Here is a 16,796-nt window from a genome sequence, read left to right on the forward strand (position 1 = left end):
AGCGAACGTGTTTCACAGGGAGGAATGCATGATCCTGCGAATTTCGATGGTGATGGGGTTGGTGAGTGCTGCGGTGCTGTCGGGCTGTGCGACGACCGCGGGGAGCACGGCGGGCGGCGCGCCTGCACCCGTCGCCGCGCAGGCAGCCGTGCTGAACGCGGTTTTCGCCTCGAACGCCTCGGGGTTGCAGGACGGGTCGCCGACCTATTGCGTCCGGGCGGGTGGAGAAGAGGCGGGTGGCGAGATGACCCGGGCCGTGGTCGCGGCGCTGAGCGACAACCCGAAGGTGAAACCGGCATCGGCGTGCGAGGTCGCCGATGGCGGGGACGGGGTGTTCGACCGCCAGACCCGGCAGCGGGCGGTGATGTTCACGGTGGAGACGTCGAACTGTCCGTCCGCGACGGAGTGCCTCATCCGCGGCGGCTATTACGAAGGCAATCTCAGCGCGCAGACGAACGTCTATCGCGCACGGCTGGTGGAGGGACGTTGGAACGTCTCGCTGGCGGAGACGGGCCCCGTTTCCTGATCGGTGCGGGACGGGGTCGCGTCGGCCGCGCGGCCCCTACACCATGACCAGCGCGTCGATCGCGGCTTGCAGGATCGTGGCGGCGGCGTGGTTGTCGATGCGCTCGGCGCGCTTCGCCCGGCTCATGTCCTGTTCGATCAGCGCGCGTTCGGCGCTGACGGTCGACCAGCGCTCGTCCCACAGCAGGATCGGGTAGTCCACGTCGCGGCAGTTGCGCGCGAAGGCGCGGATCGACTGGGTGCGCGGGCTGTCGCTTCCATCGAGGTTGAGCGGGAGGCCGACGACCCAGCCGGCGACCTGCTGCCGCAGCGACAGCGCGACCAGCGCCGCCTTGTCCTGCGTGAATTTCGTGCGGCGGATCAGGTGCGCGGGACTGGCGAAGCTCCAGCCCGCATCGCACAGCGCGGTGCCGATCGTCTTCGTCCCCACGTCGAGCCCGAGCAGGCGGCCGCCGCCGGGTAGCGCAGCGCGAAAGTCGGCGGCGGCGAGGAAGATCATCTCGCCGCCAGGCGGCGCGCGGCATCGGCGCGGACGTTGGCCCAGAACAGGCTGTAGTCGTAGACGTGATAATTGTTGCCGGGCAGCGTGTACGGTCCGACGTCGGGCGGGGCGCCGATCAGCAGTAGTCCGCGATCGTCGCAGCGCGCGGGGATGCGCCCGGGGGTGATCGTCGCCCCGCTCAGCTCCTTGTTGGGGAACAGGGTGCCGAGGTTCGCGGTGGCGGGCGCCGCGCCCCCCATCGTGCCCGTCAGCGGGTTGGTGCACAGCATCGGCGTGCCGCGGCGCGGGCGGCCGTCGAAGCCGGTCGAGCGATCGTATATCTCGCGGATCAGCGTGGGGTCGGCCGGCTCGGCGAAGGACTGCCACGAAAGGATGCAGCCGCGCTGGTCGGGGGCGGTGCAGGCGGGCAGGCCGAGCGCGCCGATGTCGGTGACGAGGGACACCGGCCAGCCGACGACATAGGCCGCGACGATCCGCTTCGCGAGCGGGGTGCCGGCGACCCGGTCCCGCAGCAGGCGGGTGAGGTGGAGCGCGCCCTGGCTATGCCCGGCGAGGATGATGGGACGGTCGGGGCCGGCCTCCGCCAGGAAGGCGTCGAAGGCGGCGAGCACGTCGCCATAGGCCAGCCGCAACGCCTGCTCGGCCGCGGCCTTGTCGGTCAGGAACGCGCCGAAGGTCGCCTGTCGGTAGCGCGGCGCCCAGATGTCGCCCGCCTCGTTGAAGGCGCTGGCCTGCGCGCGCAGGAACAAGGCGGCGCGCTCGTTCGCCTCGCGGTCGTCGAGCGGCGCGTTCCAATGCGCGCGATTGAGGTAGGAGGTGGGGTGGAGGAAGAACACCGCCGCGCCGCCGGGCGCGGTGCGCGCGCGGTAGCCGGCGGGGGTCCACAGCGCGGGATTGCGCCGCAGCGACGGGCGCGCGAGCCACATGCGGTCGTCGCGATACGCATCGGCGCCGATCGCGGATTGCGCGCGGAACGACTCGCCGGGCACCATGGCCATGCGGATCATCTCCACGCCCCAGAGGCGATAGGCGAAGGCGGCGGCGAGACCCAGCACGATCAGCGCCGCGACGACATAGAGGAACCTGCGGACCAACGAGCCATCACCATCCGGGCCGTGCGGCAACAGCGCCGCGGCGGCAAGCGCGAATGCCGTGCCCGAGAGCGGCGGTCAGCGCAACTGCCGCAGGCGCTCGTCACCCCGAGCCGCTTCGTCAGCCCGGCCCTGTGCGAGACGTTTGCAAAAGGCTACACCGTGCTCCTGCGCAGGCAGGAGCCCAGAGTTGCAGGTCCCATAAGGCGTTTTCTGCTGGTCCTTGGGCTCCTGCCTGCGCAGGAGCACGGCGTGGACTCGGCGTCGTTGCGCCCGTTTTTTGCAAAGGTCCCGCCCTGGATGCCGGGACAGGCCCGGCATGACGGGGTGGGTTTGGCTGGCGTGTCATACTCGTCACGCCGGACTTGATCCGGGGGTGACGACGCAGGCGTTGCGTTCCCGCCGCCCGCAATGGTAGCGGCGCGCGCATGTCCGTCGACACACACACCGTCCGGCGCATCGCTGCGCTGGCCCGCATCGCCATCACCGAGGAGGACGCCGCGCGGCTCGCCCCCGAACTGGGCGCGATCCTCGGCTTCATCGAGCAGCTGGGCGAGGTGGATACCGCCGGCGTCGCGCCGATGACCGCCGTCATCCCCAACCACCTGCGGCTGCGCGACGACGTCGTCACCGATGGCGGCATCCGCGACCGCGTGCTGGCCAATGCGCCGCAGGCCGAACACGGCTTCTTCACCGTGCCGAAGGTGATCGAATAATGACCGACCTCACAGACCTCGGCATCGCCGCGATCCGCGACGGCGTGCGCGCCGGCACCTTCTCCGCGCGCGAGGTGGCGAGCGCGTTCAACGACGCCGTCGCCGCCGCGAAGCCGCTCAACGCCTTCCTGGTCGAGACGCCCGACCATGCGCTCGCCGCCGCCGATGCCGCCGATGCGGCGCGTGCCGCGGGCGACGCGCCCCGGCCGATGGCGGGCGTGCCGATCGGGATGAAGGACCTGTTCTGCACCAGGGGCGTGCAGAGCGCGGCGGCGAGCCGCATCCTGGCGGGGTTCAAGCCCGAGTATGAATCGACCGTCTCGCAGAAATTGTGGGATGCCGGCGCGGGCATGTTGGGGAAGCTCAACATGGACCAGTTCGCGATGGGTTCGTCCAACGAAACCAGCTATTTCGGCAATGTGGTGAGCCCGTGGCGACGCAGCGACGGCGGCAATGCGGACCTGGCGCCCGGGGGCTCGTCGGGCGGATCGTCCGCGGCGGTCGCCGCGCGGATCGCGCCGGGGGCGACCGGCACCGACACCGGCGGATCGATCCGCCAGCCCGCCGCCTTCACCGGGATTTCGGGGATCAAGCCGACCTATGGCCGCTGCTCGCGCTGGGGCGTGATCGCCTTCGCCTCGTCGCTCGATCAGGCGGGGCCGATGGCGCGCGACGTGCGCGACTGCGCGATCATGCTGGAGGCGATGGCGGGGTTCGACGCGAAGGACGCGACCTCGCTCGACCTGCCCGTGCCACAGTGGGAGGCGGGGCTGAACGCGTCGCTGAAGGGCAAGCGCGTCGGGATTCCGCGGGAATATCGCGTCGAGGCCATGCCGCGCGAGATCGACGCGCTGTGGCAGCAGGGCGTGGAATGGCTGCGCGATGCGGGGGCGGAGATCGTCGAGGTTTCGCTGCCGCATACGAAGTACGCGCTGCCGGCCTATTACATCATCGCACCGGCGGAGGCGTCGTCCAACCTCGCGCGCTATGACGGCGTGCGCTACGGGCTGCGCGACCTGCCCGATGGCGCCAATCTGCAGGAGATGTACGCCAGGACCCGCGCCGAGGGGTTCGGCGACGAGGTGAAGCGGCGCATCCTGATCGGTACTTATGTGCTGTCGGCGGGCTTCTACGATGCCTATTACACGCAGGCGCAGAAGGTGCGGACGCTGATCGCGCAGGATTTCGAGCGCGCGTGGGCGCAGTGCGACGTGCTGCTGACCCCGACCGCGCCGTCCGCGGCGTTCGCGCTGGGGGAAAAGAGCGCGGACCCGATCGCGATGTATCTCAACGACGTATTCACGGTGCCGTCGTCGCTGGCCGGGCTGCCGGCGATGAGCGTGCCGGGCGGGGTGGACGCCGCGGGGCTGCCGCTGGGGCTCCAGATCATCGGCAAGGCGCTCGACGAGCAGGGCGTGCTGAACGCCGCGCTGGCGATCGAGGAGCGCGCCGGGTTCGTGGCGCGGCCCGGGCGGTGGTGGTAGGCTGGACGCCTGTCAGACGGAGCGATAGGGTTCGCTGATGGGCGAGCAGAGCAGAATGACCGTCAACGGGCATGTCATCATTCCCGATGACGTGCGCGATGCGCTGGGGCTTCACCCCGGCGACCTCGTGTCGTTCGAGCGGTCGGGCGGAACGGTGCGGTTGGTCAAGGGGCAGGAGCCGGCCGCGCAGACGTTCGAGGACCGGCTGGCGCGAGCCCGCGCGCTCTCGGCGCCTTTGCCGCTGGGCATGACGACCGACGAATATATGTCGTGGATCCGCGAACCGCTGGAATGATCTTCGTCGACAGCAATATCGTCATCGATCTGGTCGAGGATGGCGCGTGGACCGAGTGGTCGAAGAGCGCGCTGTCCGGTGCGCCAGGCCCGATGATGGCCAACCAGATCGTCGTGGCCGAGGTAGCGCGCGCGTTTGCGTCCGCCGAGGCGGTCGTCGTGTTTCTGACGGAGTTGGGCATCAACATCGATCCGCTGACCCCCGCCATCGCCTATCGCGCCGGGCACGCGCATGTCGGCTATCGGTTGGCTGGCGGGCGGCAGCAGTCGGTTCTGGCTGACTTCCTGATCGGCGCGCATGCCGCGACGCTTGGCGCGACGTTAGTCACGCGCGATCGCAGGCGCTTTGCCACCTATTTCCCCGACCTCACCCTCATCACACCCGAGACCCATCATGGCTGACGCATCCGCACCGTTCCGCATCAAGGGCGCCACCGGCGACTGGGAGGTCGTCATCGGCCTGGAGGTCCATGCGCAGGTGACCTCCAACGCGAAGCTGTTCTCCGGCGCGGCGACCGCGTTCGGGGCGGAGCCGAACACGCAGGTGAGCCTGGTCGACGCGGCGATGCCGGGGATGCTGCCGGTGCCCAACCGGGAGTGCATCCGCCAGGCGGTGCGCACCGGCATGGCGATCGACGCGCAGATCAACACATGGTCGCGGTTCGACCGCAAGAATTATTTCTATGCCGATCTGCCGCAGGGCTATCAGATCTCGCAGCTCTATCATCCGATCGTCGGCGAAGGTTCGGTCGAGATCGAGGTGGGGGACGACGCCAAGACGATCGGGGTCGAGCGCATCCATGTCGAGCAGGACGCCGGCAAGCTGATGCACGACCAGCATCCGACGCGCTCCTATGTCGATCTCAACCGCTCGGGCGTGGCGCTGATGGAGATCGTGTCGAAGCCCGACATGCGCTCGCCCGCGGAGGCGGGGGCGTATCTGACCAAGCTGCGCTCGATCCTGCGCTACGTGGGGTCGTGCGACGGCAACATGGACCAGGGATCGATGCGCGCCGACGTCAACGTCAGCGTGCGCAAGCCCGGCGCGCCGTTCGGGACGCGGACCGAGACGAAGAACGTCAATTCGATCCGCTTCGTGATGCAGGCGATCGAGCATGAGGCGAACCGGCAGGTCGAGGTGCTGGAGGCGGGCGGCGCGATCCAGCAGGAGACGCGGCTGTTCAATCCCGACACGGGCGCGACGCGGTCGATGCGGTCGAAGGAGGATGCGCACGATTACCGCTACTTCCCCGATCCGGACCTGTTGCCGCTGGAGCTGGACGAGGCGTTCCTGGAGGAATGTCGCGCCAGCCTGCCCGAGCTGCCGGGCGCCAAGCGTGCGCGCTACGAGGGGCTGGGGATCACGCCGTACAATGCCAGCGTGCTGACCGCGGAGGTGGAGAGCGCGCGCTGGTTCGACGCGCTGCTCGAGATCGGCCAGAACGGGGGCGCGAAGCCGGCGGCGGCGGCGAACTGGGTGACGAGCGAGCTGTTCGGGGCGCTCAACCGGCTGGGCAGGAGCATCGGCGACAGCCCGGTGACGCCGGGGCAGGCGGCGGAGCTGCTGGCGCTGGTGGCGGACGGCACGCTGTCGGGCAGCCTCGCCAAGCAGGTGTTCGAGGCGATGCTGGAGACGGGCGATGCGCCGGGCAGGATCGTCGAGGAGCGTGGCCTCAAGCAGACCAGCGACACGGGCGCGATCGAGGCGGTGATCGCGGACGTGATCGCGAAGAACCCCAAGCAGCTGGAGCAGTATCGCGGCGGCAAGGAAGCTCTGTTCGGCTTCTTCGTCGGACAGACGATGAAGGCGATGCAGGGCAAGGCCAACCCGGCGGTCGTCAACGAGCTGCTGAAGAAGGCGCTGGGGTAGGCGCCGCGCCGCCCTGCCGGCATTGTGTCGGGCCCCGGCCTCCGCGGGGCCTTTGCAGAAGGGATGAAACAGCGCCACGTACCAGCCGTGCTCCTGCGCAGGCAGGAGCCCAGGGCCAGGCAGAACAACGCCTTATGGGACCTGCAACTCCGGGCTCCTGCCTGCGCGGGAGCACGGCAGGGACCCGGAGCCCTTGCACCCGTTTCGTAAAGGTCCCGTCTTCGGCGGGAAGCGGGGGGCTTCGACGCCGCCCCCCCCCCGCCATCTTATTGCTGCGTCAGGTCCTGGTTCTTCACCTCGCCGCCGGTGCCGCTGTTGCCGTCATGCTCGCCGGTGCTCGTGAAGCGGGCGGGTTCCTCGCCGCCTTCGCCGCGCTCGACCGCATCGGCGCGGGCCTCGACCGCCTGCTGGATGTCGGGGCGGGGATCGTCGGGATCGGGCTGATGTTCCTCGGCCATGTCGGCTCCTGTCAGATCGTGGGATTGGCGGGGGCGGGGTCGGTGCCGGGCTGTCCGGGGGCGGGCACGTCGACGTCGGGCGTCGGCGGCGTGATCTCCGGCGGGGGCGCATCGGGCTGTGCCGGCGGGGTCGGCTGCGGCACGTCGGCGGGGATTCCTGGGTTCGTCGCCATGATCGTCTCCTTCGCGCGATCAACGATCTGCATCGGTGCAGGTTGCCCGCTTGCCCCCGCGCATAACGATGTATAGAGGCCGGCGACCGGCGGTGTCCGATCAAGCGGGCGTGGCGGAACTGGTAGACGCGCTGGATTTAGGTTCCAGTATCGCAAGATGTGGGGGTTCGAGTCCCTTCGCCCGCACCAGTCCCCCGCGTCACGGCGGGGTGGCCACCACTAACGACATTCCAGACGAAAGCGGCCAATGCAGACTGTCGAGACGTTGAACGAGGGGCTGAAGCGCGCCTACACCCTGACCATCCCGGCGAAGGCGATCGACGCCAAGGTCGATGCCGAGCTGAAGCGCGTGGCGCCGCAGATCAAGATGCCCGGCTTCCGCCCCGGCAAGGTGCCCGCCAACCTGGTGCGCAAGATGCACGGGCCGGCGCTGCACCAGGACGCGCTCAACACCTCGATCCAGGAAGGCATCCAGTCGCTGATCGCGGAGCAGGGCCTGCGCCCCGCGACGCAGCCGTCGGTCGAGCTGGCCGAGGGCTATGAGCCCGGCAAGGACGCAGAGCTGAAGGTCGAGCTGGAGGTCCTGCCCCAGGTGCCGACCCCGGCGATTGACGGGCTGAAGCTGGAGCGGCTGACCGTGCCGGTCGACGACGAGGCGGTCACCGCGCAGCTGCAGAAGTTCGCCGACCAGCAGAAGCGCTGGGAAGACGCGGGCGACAAGGCGGCGGAGACGGGCGACCTGGTCACGGTCGACTTCGTCGGCAAGACGATGGACGGCGTCGCGTTCGAGGGCGGCACCGGCACCGACATGCCGGTCGAGATCGGGCAGGGCCGGCTGATCCCCGGGTTCGAGGATCAGGTGATCGGCGCCAAGGCGGGCGAGGAGCGCCAGATCAAGGTGACCTTCCCCGCGGATTACGGCGAGAAGTCGCTGGCGGGCAAGGACGCGACCTTCGACCTGACGATCAAGTCGGTGAAGACCGCGGGCGAAAGCGCGATCGACGACGAGCTGGCCACCGGGCTGGGCCTGGAAAGCCTGGAGCAGCTGACGGGGCTGCTCAAGGGCCAGATCGAGCAGGAGCACAACGGGCTGACCCGCACGCACATGAAGCGCAAGCTGCTCGACCAGCTGGCCGAGGGGCATGACTTCGAGGTGCCGCCGTCGATGGTCGAGGCGGAGTTCAACCAGATCTGGCAGCAGCTCCAGCACGAGGCGACGCACGAGCCCGATCCCGAAGCGGCGCTGAAGGAGATGGAGGCCGAGCGCGACGATTACCGCAAGATCGCCGAGCGGCGCGTGCGGCTGGGCCTGCTGCTGTCGGAAATCGGCCAGGCGAACGGCGTCGAGGTCAGCCAGCAGGAGATGCAGCGGCTGCTGATGCAGGCCGCGCAGCAATACGGCCCGGAGGACCGCCAGCGGTTCATCCAGTATGTCCAGCAGGATCCGATGGCCGCCGCGCAGCTGCGCGCGCCGCTGTACGAGGACAAGGTCGTCGACTTCCTGTTCGACAAGGCCGAGGTGACCGACCGCGAAACCACGCGCGAGGAGCTGGAGGCGGCGATCGAGAGTGAGGACGGCTTCGCGACCGGCACGCACCACCACGACCACGACAACCACAAGCCCAAGCAGACCCGCGCCAGGAAGAAGGCCGAGTCGGGCGACGCGGCCGAGGGTGAGGCCAAGCCCGCGAAGAAGGCGGCGGCGAAGAAGCCCGCGGCCAAGGGTGAGGATGCGGCGGTCGAGCCGACCGACGCAGACGCCGACGCCGCCCCGGCGAAGAAGCCGCGCGCCAAGAAGGCCGCGCCGGTCGAGGCCGAGACGACGCTGGTGACCAGCGACCCGCAGGCGGCGGAAGCGGCCGAGGGCGCCGGGGCCGCCGACGCGCCCGCGAAGAAGCCGCGCGCGAAGAAGCCGAAGGCGGAGGCGTAAGCGCAAAGGGGTGGAGGCGTTCGCGCGCTTCCTCCCTTACCTGACGTTCCCCCTCCGTTCGTGCCGAGGAGGCATTGAGCTTGTCGAAATGCCGTCTCGAAGCACAAGCGCTGCGCTTGCCCTTCGAGACGGGTCCTCGACAAGCTCGGCCCCTCCTCAGGGCGAGCGGGGGTGGGCGAGTCGGGCGTGATAATGACGGACGCGCTCGTTCGTCTCCGAGGCATTCATGACCGAACCCACCGTCGCCGTCCTGCTGCCGTGCTACAACGAAGAGGCGGCGATCGCGCAGACGGTGGCGGGGTTCCGCGCCGCGCTGCCCGCGGCGACCATCTACGTCTACGACAACAACAGCAGCGACCGCACGGTCGAGGTCGCGCGCGCCGCGGGGGCGGTAGTGCGGACCGAGCGCATCCAGGGCAAGGGCGCGGTGGTGCGGCGGATGTTCGCCGACGTCGATGCCGATGTCTATGTGATGGCGGACGGCGATGCGACCTATGACGCCGCCAGCGCCCCGGTGCTGGTCGCGCGGATGCTGGACGAGCAGCTCGACATGGTGGTCGGCAGCCGCGTCGGCGAGGCGGCGGCGGCGTACCGGCGCGGGCACCGGCTGGGCAATGCGCTGCTGACCGGCATGCTGACGCGGCTGTTCGGACGCAGTTTCACCGATATTCTAAGCGGGTACCGCGTGTTTTCGCGGCGGTTCGTGAAGAGCTTCCCGGTGCTGTCGGTCGGGTTCGAGATCGAGACCGAGATCAGCGTCCACGCGCTGGAACTGCGGATGCCGGTTGCGGAGGTGGAGACGCCCTATGTCGCGCGGCCGGACGGCTCCGAATCGAAGCTGTCGACCTATCGCGACGGGTGGCGCATCCTGCGCACGATCGCGATGCTCTATCGGATCGAGCGGCCATTGTGGTTCTTCGGCAGCGTCGGCGCGGCGATGGCGGTGCTCGCGCTGGTGCTCGCCGCACCGCTGGTCGTCACCTATATGCACACCGGGCTGGTGCCGCGCTTTCCCACCGCGATCCTGGTGACGGGATTGATGATCCTCGCCGCGCTCAACGGTTTCGCAGGATTGATCCTGGATACCGTCGTGCGCGGGCGGCGGGAGGTGCGGCGGCTCGCGTATCTCGCGCATCGGGCGCCCGCGCAGGGGCCCCGATCCGGGGCTTGAACTGCCGCGCGCCAGCGACGATGTTACCAATCCTCAGGGCATAAGAGAGTTATTCCATGCACAATCCGTTCGAGACCGGCGATTTCGCAGGGGCATTGGCGCGCGCCGGCGTCGGCATGCAGCAGACGCAAGCGGGGCTGGTGCCGATCGTGATCGAGCAGTCGAACCGCGGCGAGCGCAGCTTCGACATCTTCAGCCGCCTGCTGCGCGAGCGGATCGTGTTCGTGACCGGCGGGGTCGAGGACGGCATGGCCAGCCTCATCACCGCGCAGCTGCTGTTCCTGGAATCGGAGAATCCGAAGAAGGACATCTTCATGTACATCAACTCGCCGGGCGGCGTCGTCACGGCGGGCATGGCGATCCACGACACGATGCAGTACATCCGTCCGCGCGTCGGCACGGTGTGCATCGGGCAGGCGGCGTCGATGGGCAGCTTCCTGCTGGCATCGGGCGAGCCGGGGATGCGCGTGGCGCTGACCAATGCGCGGATCATGATCCACCAGCCGTCGGGCGGTGCGCAGGGCATGGCCAGCGACATCGAGATCCAGGCGCGCGAGATCCTGCGCATCCGTCACTCGCTGAACCAGCTGTACGCGAAGTACACCGGCCAGCCGCTCGAGGAGATCGAGAAGGCGATGGACCGCGACAAGTTCATGTCGAGCGACGAGGCCAAGGCGTTCGGCCTGATCGACGAGGTATTCGACAAGCGGCCCCAGCCGACCGACGAAGCGGCGACGTCGGCATAATCTTAATCGCTTTCGGGCATTGCCGGAAGCATCGGGGCCGGGTTAGCATGTCCGGCCCCGGGACACCGGGCCAGACATACCGCGACAACGCGGGAAGGATGATTGAATGACGAAGCTCTCCGGCGGCGACTCCAAGAGCACCCTCTATTGCTCGTTCTGCGGCAAGTCGCAGCACGAGGTGCGCAAGCTGATCGCCGGTCCGACGGTCTTCATCTGCGACGAATGCGTCGAACTGTGCAACGACATCATCCGCGAGGAGACGAAGTCGGCACTGGTCGCCAAGAAGGACGGCGGGGTGCCGACCCCGCAGGAGATCTGCGACGTGCTCGACGATTACGTCATCGGGCAGAAGCAGGCCAAGCGCGTGCTGTCGGTGGCGGTCCACAACCATTACAAGCGGTTGAACCACGGCGCGAAGGGCGCGGACGTCGAGCTGGCGAAGAGCAACATCCTGCTCGTCGGGCCGACGGGTTGCGGAAAGACGCTGCTGGCGCAGACGCTGGCGCGCATCCTGGACGTACCGTTCACGATGGCGGACGCGACGACGCTGACCGAGGCCGGTTACGTCGGCGAGGATGTCGAGAACATCATCCTGAAGCTGCTCCAGGCATCGGATTACAACGTCGAGCGGGCGCAGCGCGGCATCGTCTATATCGACGAGATCGACAAGATCAGCCGCAAGGCGGAGAACCCCTCGATCACGCGCGACGTGTCGGGCGAGGGCGTGCAGCAGGCGCTGCTCAAGCTGATGGAGGGCACCACCGCGTCGGTGCCGCCGCAGGGCGGGCGCAAGCATCCGCAGCAGGAGTTCCTGCAGGTCGACACGACGAACATCCTGTTCATCTGCGGCGGTGCGTTCTCGGGCCTGGAGAAGATCATCGGCGACCGCCTCCAGGGCAAGTCGATCGGGTTCGGCGCGTATGTCGCGTCCCCCGAGGAGAAGCGCACCGGCGAGGTGCTGCGCCAGACCGAGCCGGAGGACCTGCTGAAGTTCGGGCTGATCCCCGAGTTCGTCGGCCGTCTGCCGGTGATCGCGACGCTGGAGGATCTGGACGTGCCCGCGCTCGTCAAGATCCTGGCCGAGCCGAAGAACGCGCTGGTGAAACAGTATCAGAAGCTGTTCGAGATGGAGGAGGTGAAGCTGGGCTTCACCGACGACGCGCTGACCACGGTCGCCAGGAAGGCGATCGAGCGCAAGACCGGCGCGCGCGGGCTCCGCTCGATCCTGGAGGGCATCCTGCTCGACACGATGTTCGATCTGCCGGGGATGGAAGGCGTCGACGAGGTGATGATCGACAAGGACGTGGTCGACGGCCGCAAGGAGCCGGTCCGCGTCTATGCCGAGAAGAAGAAGGCCGGCGAGGTCGCCTGACGGCGCACGCCCGGTGGGATGTTGGCGGGCGCTCCGGTGATGACCGGGGCGCCCGCTGTCGTTTTGGCGATACGGCACGCGGGCGCGGCGTGCGGGCGTTCCGTCGGTGCCGCGGGGAGGGCTGCGGCCGCTGCAAACCGGCCGAAATGGGGCCGGGCCCACGCCTTGGTCCTGCGCAGGCAGGAGCAAGGGGGCTAGAGCGGGATGACGTCTGATGGGACTGGCAACCCTGGGCTCCTGCGTGCGCAGGAGCACGGTGGATGTCGTTGCAAAGGTTCCGCGAAAGCCGGGGTCCGGCCGGCGGCCGGTTTCCAGTATCCTGCGGGCGTGCCGATGCCGGGCGCCGGCCTTCGCCGGGGCTTTGCAAAACGGGTGCAACGGCATCGACCCCACGCCGTGCTCCTGCGCAGGCAGGAGCAAGGGGGCTAGGCAGAACGACGTCTGATGGGACTGGCAACCCTGGGCCCCTGCCTACGCAGGAGCACGGTGTAGCCTTTTGCAAAGGTCCCGCCTTCGCCGGGGAACGGAGTGGAGGCCGTCCCCGGCGCACCCGGGTCCGGCGTGACGGATCGCGCCGGCGCGTGCCTTGCGCTCGCCGCGCGATCCGGCCGATAGTCGCGGCGAACGGGTGGGGGGCGAGCCGATGAGCGACGTGCGGGACGCAGGGATACAGGATCGCGCGGGCGTCGCGGCGATGCTGGGACGGGCGTTCGCCGGTGATCCGGCCATGAGCTACATCTTCCCCGACCCCGTGGAGCGCGCACGGCGGCTGCCCCGATTGTTCGCGCTGCTGTTCGACGGCGACGCGGACGGTATGCGGCTGGTCGCGGGGCCCGCGGATGCGGCGACGCTGTGGCGTGCGCCGGCGCGGGCGGCGACGCCGCTCGGCGCGATGGTCGCGCAGGCACCCGCGTTGATCGGTGCGCTGGGTACCGCGATACCGCGCGCGCTGCGGATCAGCGGTGCGATCGGGGCGCATTTTCCGGTCGAGCCGTTCTGGTACCTGCATGTCGCGGGGGTCGATCCGACGCAGCAGGGGCGCGGGCTGGGGGGCAGGGTGATTCGCGCGGGGCTCGCGCGCAACGACGCCAGCGGGCATCCGACGTATCTGGAGACGGCGACCGAGAGCAATCTGGGGCTGTATGGTGCGCTCGGCTTCAAGCTGATCGGCGACTGGGAGGTGCCGCGCGGGGGACCGCGCTTCTGGTCGATGCAGCGCGCGGTGGGCGGCTGACCGACCGGATTCGTTCGACCCGTGTAACGGATCGTCCCGGCGTGTCGTGCATTGGTCGGGGATGACGATGAGCGAAGAGACCCTGCCTCCGCCCGCGATGCGGCGCGCGCTGTTACGGCGGTTGTCGCTGCCGCTGTGGGCGCTGGTGCTGCCGTTGCTGGGCGTCGCGGCGGTGCTGGCATCCGTCTATGCGATGGGGACGGTCGGCACGATCGTGGCGTCGGCGATCCTGATCGGGTGCGTGCTGGCGGCGGTGCATCATGCCGAGGTGGTCGCGCACCGCGTGGGCGAGCCGTTCGGGACGCTGGTGCTGGCGATCGCCGTGACGGTGATCGAGGTGTCGCTGATCGTATCGCTGATGCTGTCGGAGGCGGGGGACGCCTCCGCACTGGCGCGCGACACCGTGTTCGCCGCGATCATGATTATCCTGAACGGCATCATCGGACTGTGCCTGATGGCGGGCGGGCTGCGGCATCTGGAGCAGCGCTTCTCGCTGCGGGGCGTGAGTGCGGCGCTGTGCACGCTGGCGGCGCTGTCGGTGCTGACGCTGGTGCTGCCCAATTACACGTCGACGACGCCCGGGCCCTATTACGCGACGTCGCAGCTGGTGCTGGTCGCGGTGGTGAGCCTGTTCCTCTACGGCGTGTTCGTGACGGTGCAGACGGTGCGCCACCGCGAATATTTCCTGCCCGAGCAGGCCGGCGACGAGGGTCATGCCGCCACCCCCTCCAACCGCACCGCCTGGGCGGCGTTCGGCGTGCTGCTGGTGGCGCTGGTCGCGGTGGTGCTGCTGGCGAAGGCCTTGTCGGCGACGGTGGAGCGGGCCGTGCTCGACGCCGGGCTGCCGCTGGCGGTGGTGGGCGTGGTGATCGCGGGCTTGGTGCTCGCACCCGAAAGCCTGGCGGCATACCGGGCGGCGCGGCGGAACCGCATCCAGACGAGCCTGAACCTCGCGCTCGGCTCCGCGCTGGCGACGATCGGGCTGACGATCCCGGCGGTGGCGATCGTCAGCCTGGTGCTGGACCTGCCGCTGGCGCTGGGGCTGGGGGTGATGAAGACGGTGCTGCTGGCGCTGTCGCTGTTCGTCACGACGATCTCGCTGGGGAACGGGCGGACGACGGTGATGCAGGGGGCGGTGCATCTGGTGATCTTCGCGGTCTATCTGTTCACGACGGTGGTGCCATAGGCATGGAGGTGGCTCCGTTCGCTCAGGCTGGACGGGAAATGCGCGAACTACGCGCGCATGCGTGACGCCAGCCACAGACCGGCGGCGATCTGCGCGACGGCATAGGCGCGGCGGCGCGTGGGACGACCCACGAACGGCCGCACCGTCATCTCCGCGCCCAGCGCCCTTTCCTGCCACAGCGCGGTGTGGCGGCGCGGCTGGACGAGGCCGGCGACGCCGTCGCCGATCATGAACATCGCCGCCATCTCCGCGGCGCGTCGCGGCCACAGGTTCGTCATTTCGCGGTCCTTTGCGCTGCCTGCCACGCCTGAAACGCGGTGACGGCGGGAGAGTCGCGCAGGACGCGCGATGCGGGGTCGATCACGACATGCGCGCCCGCCGGCACCGGGAGCGTCGCGGGGAGGGCGACGCGGCGCGGCGCGGCATCGCCGACCTGTATTTCGATCGGCATCGGGAAGGCGCGGTCGCGCTCGGTCCGCCACGACAGGCGCAGCGTGTCGCCGCGGCGTTCCTGCACCAGCACCGGCAGCGCGGTGCCGCGCAGGTACACGTCGAAGAACCAGTCGAGGTTGCGCCCGGCCTCCGCCGCGACCAGACGCTGAAACTCCCGCGTGGAGGCGTAGCGCGGTGTGAAATTGCCCGGGCTCGGGTCGGGGCGGCCATAGACCAGCCGCCGTGTCGCGGTGAAGAAGGCGCGGTCGCCGATCAGCCAGCGCAGCGTGTGGAGCGTCCACGACCCCTTGTAATAGATGTCGGTGCCCGCGCCGCCCTTCGACGGCTCGTACACCTCCTCCTCGGTCAGCACCTTGTCGCGGACGATGGGCGCGCGGTTGACGATCTGGTTGCGTTGCGCCTCCATCATCGCGGCATAGCGCGCCTCGCCCTCGCGCCAGCGGCCGTAGAGCGGCTGCATATAGGTGGCGAACCCCTCGTGCAGCCAGTAATCGTCCCAGTTCGCCACCGTCATCTGGTTGGCGAACCATTCGTGCGCGAATTCGTGCTGGAACAGCCAGTCGAACCCCTCGGGCGCCTTGGCATAGCCGTTGCCATAGGCGTTGATCGTCTGGTGCTCCATGCCCTTGTGCGGGGTCTCGACCACGCCGACCTTCTCGTCGCCGAAGGGGTAGGGGCCGATCAGGCTTTCGAAGAAGTCGAGCGCGGGGGCGAATTCCTCGAACAATTGCTGCGGTTTGTCGCCTTCGCCGGGCAGATGCCAGTAATGCAGCGGGATCGCGTTGCCGTAGCGGCTGCGATAGCTGCCCGACTGCTCCAGATACGGCCCGATGTTCAGCGCGATCGCATAGGTATTGGGCTGGCGCGCGCGCCAGTGCCAGACGGTGCGTCCGTCGGGCAATGTGTCGACGCCCAGCAGGCGGCCGTTGGCGGGAGCGCGCAGCCCCGCGGGCGCGGTGATGTGGAGCGTGGCGACCGCGGGCTCGCCCTCGGGAAAGTCGAGGCAGGGCCACAGGATGTCGCAGCCATAGCCTTCGGTGGTGGAGGCGACCCAGGGATGGCCCCCGGGCGTCTTCGCCCAGACCATGCCGTCGTCCCACGGCGCGTTGACCGCGACGTGAGGCGTGCCGTCATAGGTGATCTCCACCGTCGCGCGCGCACCGGCGGCGAGCGGCGCGGGCAGCACGATGCGGCCATCGGGGCGTCCATCGGGGCGGGCGGGCGTCACCGGGGCGCCGTCGACCGTGACGCGGCGCACGGTGAAGTTGGAGTCGAGATCGATCGATGGTCGTGCCACCGCCGCCTTCGCGCGGAGCACCAGCCGCGCGCGCCCGGCCAGCCGCTGCGTCGCGGGATCGGGTTCCAGCCACAGCTCGACCGCATCGAGCGCGAGCGAGGACTGGTTGTCGGCGCGGACCCCGCCCGACACCTGCGTCGCGGCGCTGAGCGGGGGTTCGCCCTTCGCCACCGTCCGCGGCGCGGCGGGGGGATGCGCGGCGATGAGACAGGCAGCGGCGAGCGCGAGATTGATGCGCCCGCGAAACGCACCATATAAGCGGCACAGGCCGCCCCGTACGGGCGGCATCGGAGT

Annotated in this window: 18 protein-coding genes and 1 tRNA gene; 13 read left to right on the forward strand and 6 right to left on the reverse strand. The window is 69.3% G+C overall.

The genetic code is table 11. The features are described 5' to 3' along the window. Positions 1-28: 28 nt before the first annotated feature. Positions 29-526 carry a hypothetical protein gene (locus PGN23_RS10620; protein ID WP_335302846.1) on the forward strand — a complete coding sequence of 166 codons (498 nt, stop codon included), beginning with the start codon at positions 29-31 and terminating at the stop codon, positions 524-526. A 36-nt stretch (positions 527-562) separates the two neighbouring features. On the opposite strand, the gene ruvX is transcribed toward PGN23_RS10620, so the two are convergent. Together ruvX and PGN23_RS10630 are read right to left on the reverse strand one after the other, a co-directional pair. Next, positions 563-1,024, reverse strand: a complete 462-nt coding sequence (ruvX, locus tag PGN23_RS10625) for a Holliday junction resolvase RuvX (protein ID WP_335302847.1) — start codon at positions 1,022-1,024, stop codon at positions 563-565. Beyond that, complete coding sequence (locus PGN23_RS10630) at positions 1,021-2,121, reverse strand: DUF3089 domain-containing protein (protein WP_335302848.1); 1,101 nt, start codon at positions 2,119-2,121, stop codon at positions 1,021-1,023. The genes ruvX and PGN23_RS10630 overlap by 4 nt, the downstream gene beginning before the upstream one ends. A gap of 425 nt (positions 2,122-2,546) precedes the next feature. Here PGN23_RS10630 and gatC point away from each other — a divergent pair, with 425 nt between their 5' ends. The 5 genes from gatC to gatB are packed head-to-tail and all read left to right on the forward strand — an operon-like array spanning position 2,547 to position 6,482. Continuing rightward, positions 2,547-2,834 (forward strand): Asp-tRNA(Asn)/Glu-tRNA(Gln) amidotransferase subunit GatC, encoded by a 288-nt coding sequence (gene gatC, locus PGN23_RS10635; protein WP_335302849.1) that lies wholly within the window; start codon positions 2,547-2,549, stop codon positions 2,832-2,834. Beyond that, a complete protein-coding gene (gene gatA, locus PGN23_RS10640; RefSeq protein WP_335302850.1) occupies positions 2,834-4,318 on the forward strand; it encodes an Asp-tRNA(Asn)/Glu-tRNA(Gln) amidotransferase subunit GatA in 1,485 nt (494 codons plus the stop codon). The genes gatC and gatA overlap by 1 nt, the downstream gene beginning before the upstream one ends. A gap of 55 nt (positions 4,319-4,373) precedes the next feature. Then, entirely contained in the window at positions 4,374-4,613 is a 240-nt protein-coding gene (locus PGN23_RS10645; RefSeq protein WP_335302851.1) for an AbrB/MazE/SpoVT family DNA-binding domain-containing protein, read from the forward strand. After that, the gene (locus PGN23_RS10650; RefSeq protein ID WP_335302852.1) at positions 4,610-5,014 is read left to right on the forward strand and encodes a type II toxin-antitoxin system VapC family toxin; all 405 of its coding nucleotides are present in this window, start codon (positions 4,610-4,612) and stop codon (positions 5,012-5,014) included. The genes PGN23_RS10645 and PGN23_RS10650 overlap by 4 nt, the downstream gene beginning before the upstream one ends. Continuing rightward, positions 5,007-6,482: an Asp-tRNA(Asn)/Glu-tRNA(Gln) amidotransferase subunit GatB gene (gene gatB, locus PGN23_RS10655; protein WP_335302853.1), complete on the forward strand. Its 1,476-nt coding sequence runs from the start codon at positions 5,007-5,009 to the stop codon at positions 6,480-6,482. The genes PGN23_RS10650 and gatB overlap by 8 nt, the downstream gene beginning before the upstream one ends. Before the next feature lie 266 nt (positions 6,483-6,748). Here the strand turns inward: gatB and PGN23_RS10660 are convergent, their stop codons facing one another. Both PGN23_RS10660 and PGN23_RS10665 read right to left on the reverse strand, forming a co-directional pair. Then, positions 6,749-6,940, reverse strand: a complete 192-nt coding sequence (locus PGN23_RS10660; protein ID WP_335302854.1) for a hypothetical protein — start codon at positions 6,938-6,940, stop codon at positions 6,749-6,751. 11 nt (positions 6,941-6,951) lie between these two features. Beyond that, positions 6,952-7,113, reverse strand: a complete 162-nt coding sequence (locus PGN23_RS10665; RefSeq protein ID WP_335302855.1) for a hypothetical protein — start codon at positions 7,111-7,113, stop codon at positions 6,952-6,954. A 104-nt stretch (positions 7,114-7,217) separates the two neighbouring features. Here PGN23_RS10665 and PGN23_RS10670 point away from each other — a divergent pair. From PGN23_RS10670 to PGN23_RS10700, 7 genes are all read left to right on the forward strand, one after another. Then, a tRNA-Leu gene (locus PGN23_RS10670) sits at positions 7,218-7,302 on the forward strand. 58 nt (positions 7,303-7,360) lie between these two features. Continuing rightward, on the forward strand, positions 7,361-9,043 hold the full coding sequence (gene tig, locus PGN23_RS10675) for a trigger factor (protein ID WP_335302856.1): 1,683 nt from the start codon (positions 7,361-7,363) through the stop codon (positions 9,041-9,043). Positions 9,044-9,269: 226 nt separating this feature from the next. Beyond that, complete coding sequence (locus tag PGN23_RS10680) at positions 9,270-10,214, forward strand: glycosyltransferase family 2 protein (RefSeq protein WP_335302857.1); 945 nt, start codon at positions 9,270-9,272, stop codon at positions 10,212-10,214. 56 nt (positions 10,215-10,270) lie between these two features. Then, positions 10,271-10,960, forward strand: a complete 690-nt coding sequence (locus PGN23_RS10685) for an ATP-dependent Clp protease proteolytic subunit (RefSeq protein WP_335302858.1) — start codon at positions 10,271-10,273, stop codon at positions 10,958-10,960. Between the two features lie 106 nt (positions 10,961-11,066). Next, complete coding sequence (clpX, locus tag PGN23_RS10690) at positions 11,067-12,332, forward strand: ATP-dependent Clp protease ATP-binding subunit ClpX (RefSeq protein ID WP_335302859.1); 1,266 nt, start codon at positions 11,067-11,069, stop codon at positions 12,330-12,332. A 643-nt stretch (positions 12,333-12,975) separates the two neighbouring features. After that, a complete protein-coding gene (locus PGN23_RS10695; RefSeq protein ID WP_335302860.1) occupies positions 12,976-13,566 on the forward strand; it encodes a GNAT family N-acetyltransferase in 591 nt (196 codons plus the stop codon). Between the two features lie 67 nt (positions 13,567-13,633). Then, entirely contained in the window at positions 13,634-14,752 is a 1,119-nt protein-coding gene (locus tag PGN23_RS10700; RefSeq protein WP_335302861.1) for a calcium:proton antiporter, read from the forward strand. Between the two features lie 47 nt (positions 14,753-14,799). On the opposite strand, the gene PGN23_RS10705 is transcribed toward PGN23_RS10700, so the two are convergent. Then, positions 14,800-15,030 (reverse strand): hypothetical protein, encoded by a 231-nt coding sequence (locus PGN23_RS10705; protein WP_335302862.1) that lies wholly within the window; start codon positions 15,028-15,030, stop codon positions 14,800-14,802. Continuing rightward, positions 15,027-16,790, reverse strand: coding sequence for a M1 family metallopeptidase (locus PGN23_RS10710; protein ID WP_335302863.1), 1,764 nt, complete (start codon positions 16,788-16,790; stop codon positions 15,027-15,029). Before PGN23_RS10710 ends, PGN23_RS10705 begins: the two co-directional genes overlap by 4 nt. Between the last annotated feature and the right edge of the window lie 6 nt (positions 16,791-16,796).

The sequence above is a fragment of the Sphingomonas adhaesiva genome (assembly GCF_036946125.1).
Taxonomy (GTDB): Bacteria; Pseudomonadota; Alphaproteobacteria; order Sphingomonadales; family Sphingomonadaceae; genus Sphingomonas; species Sphingomonas adhaesiva_A.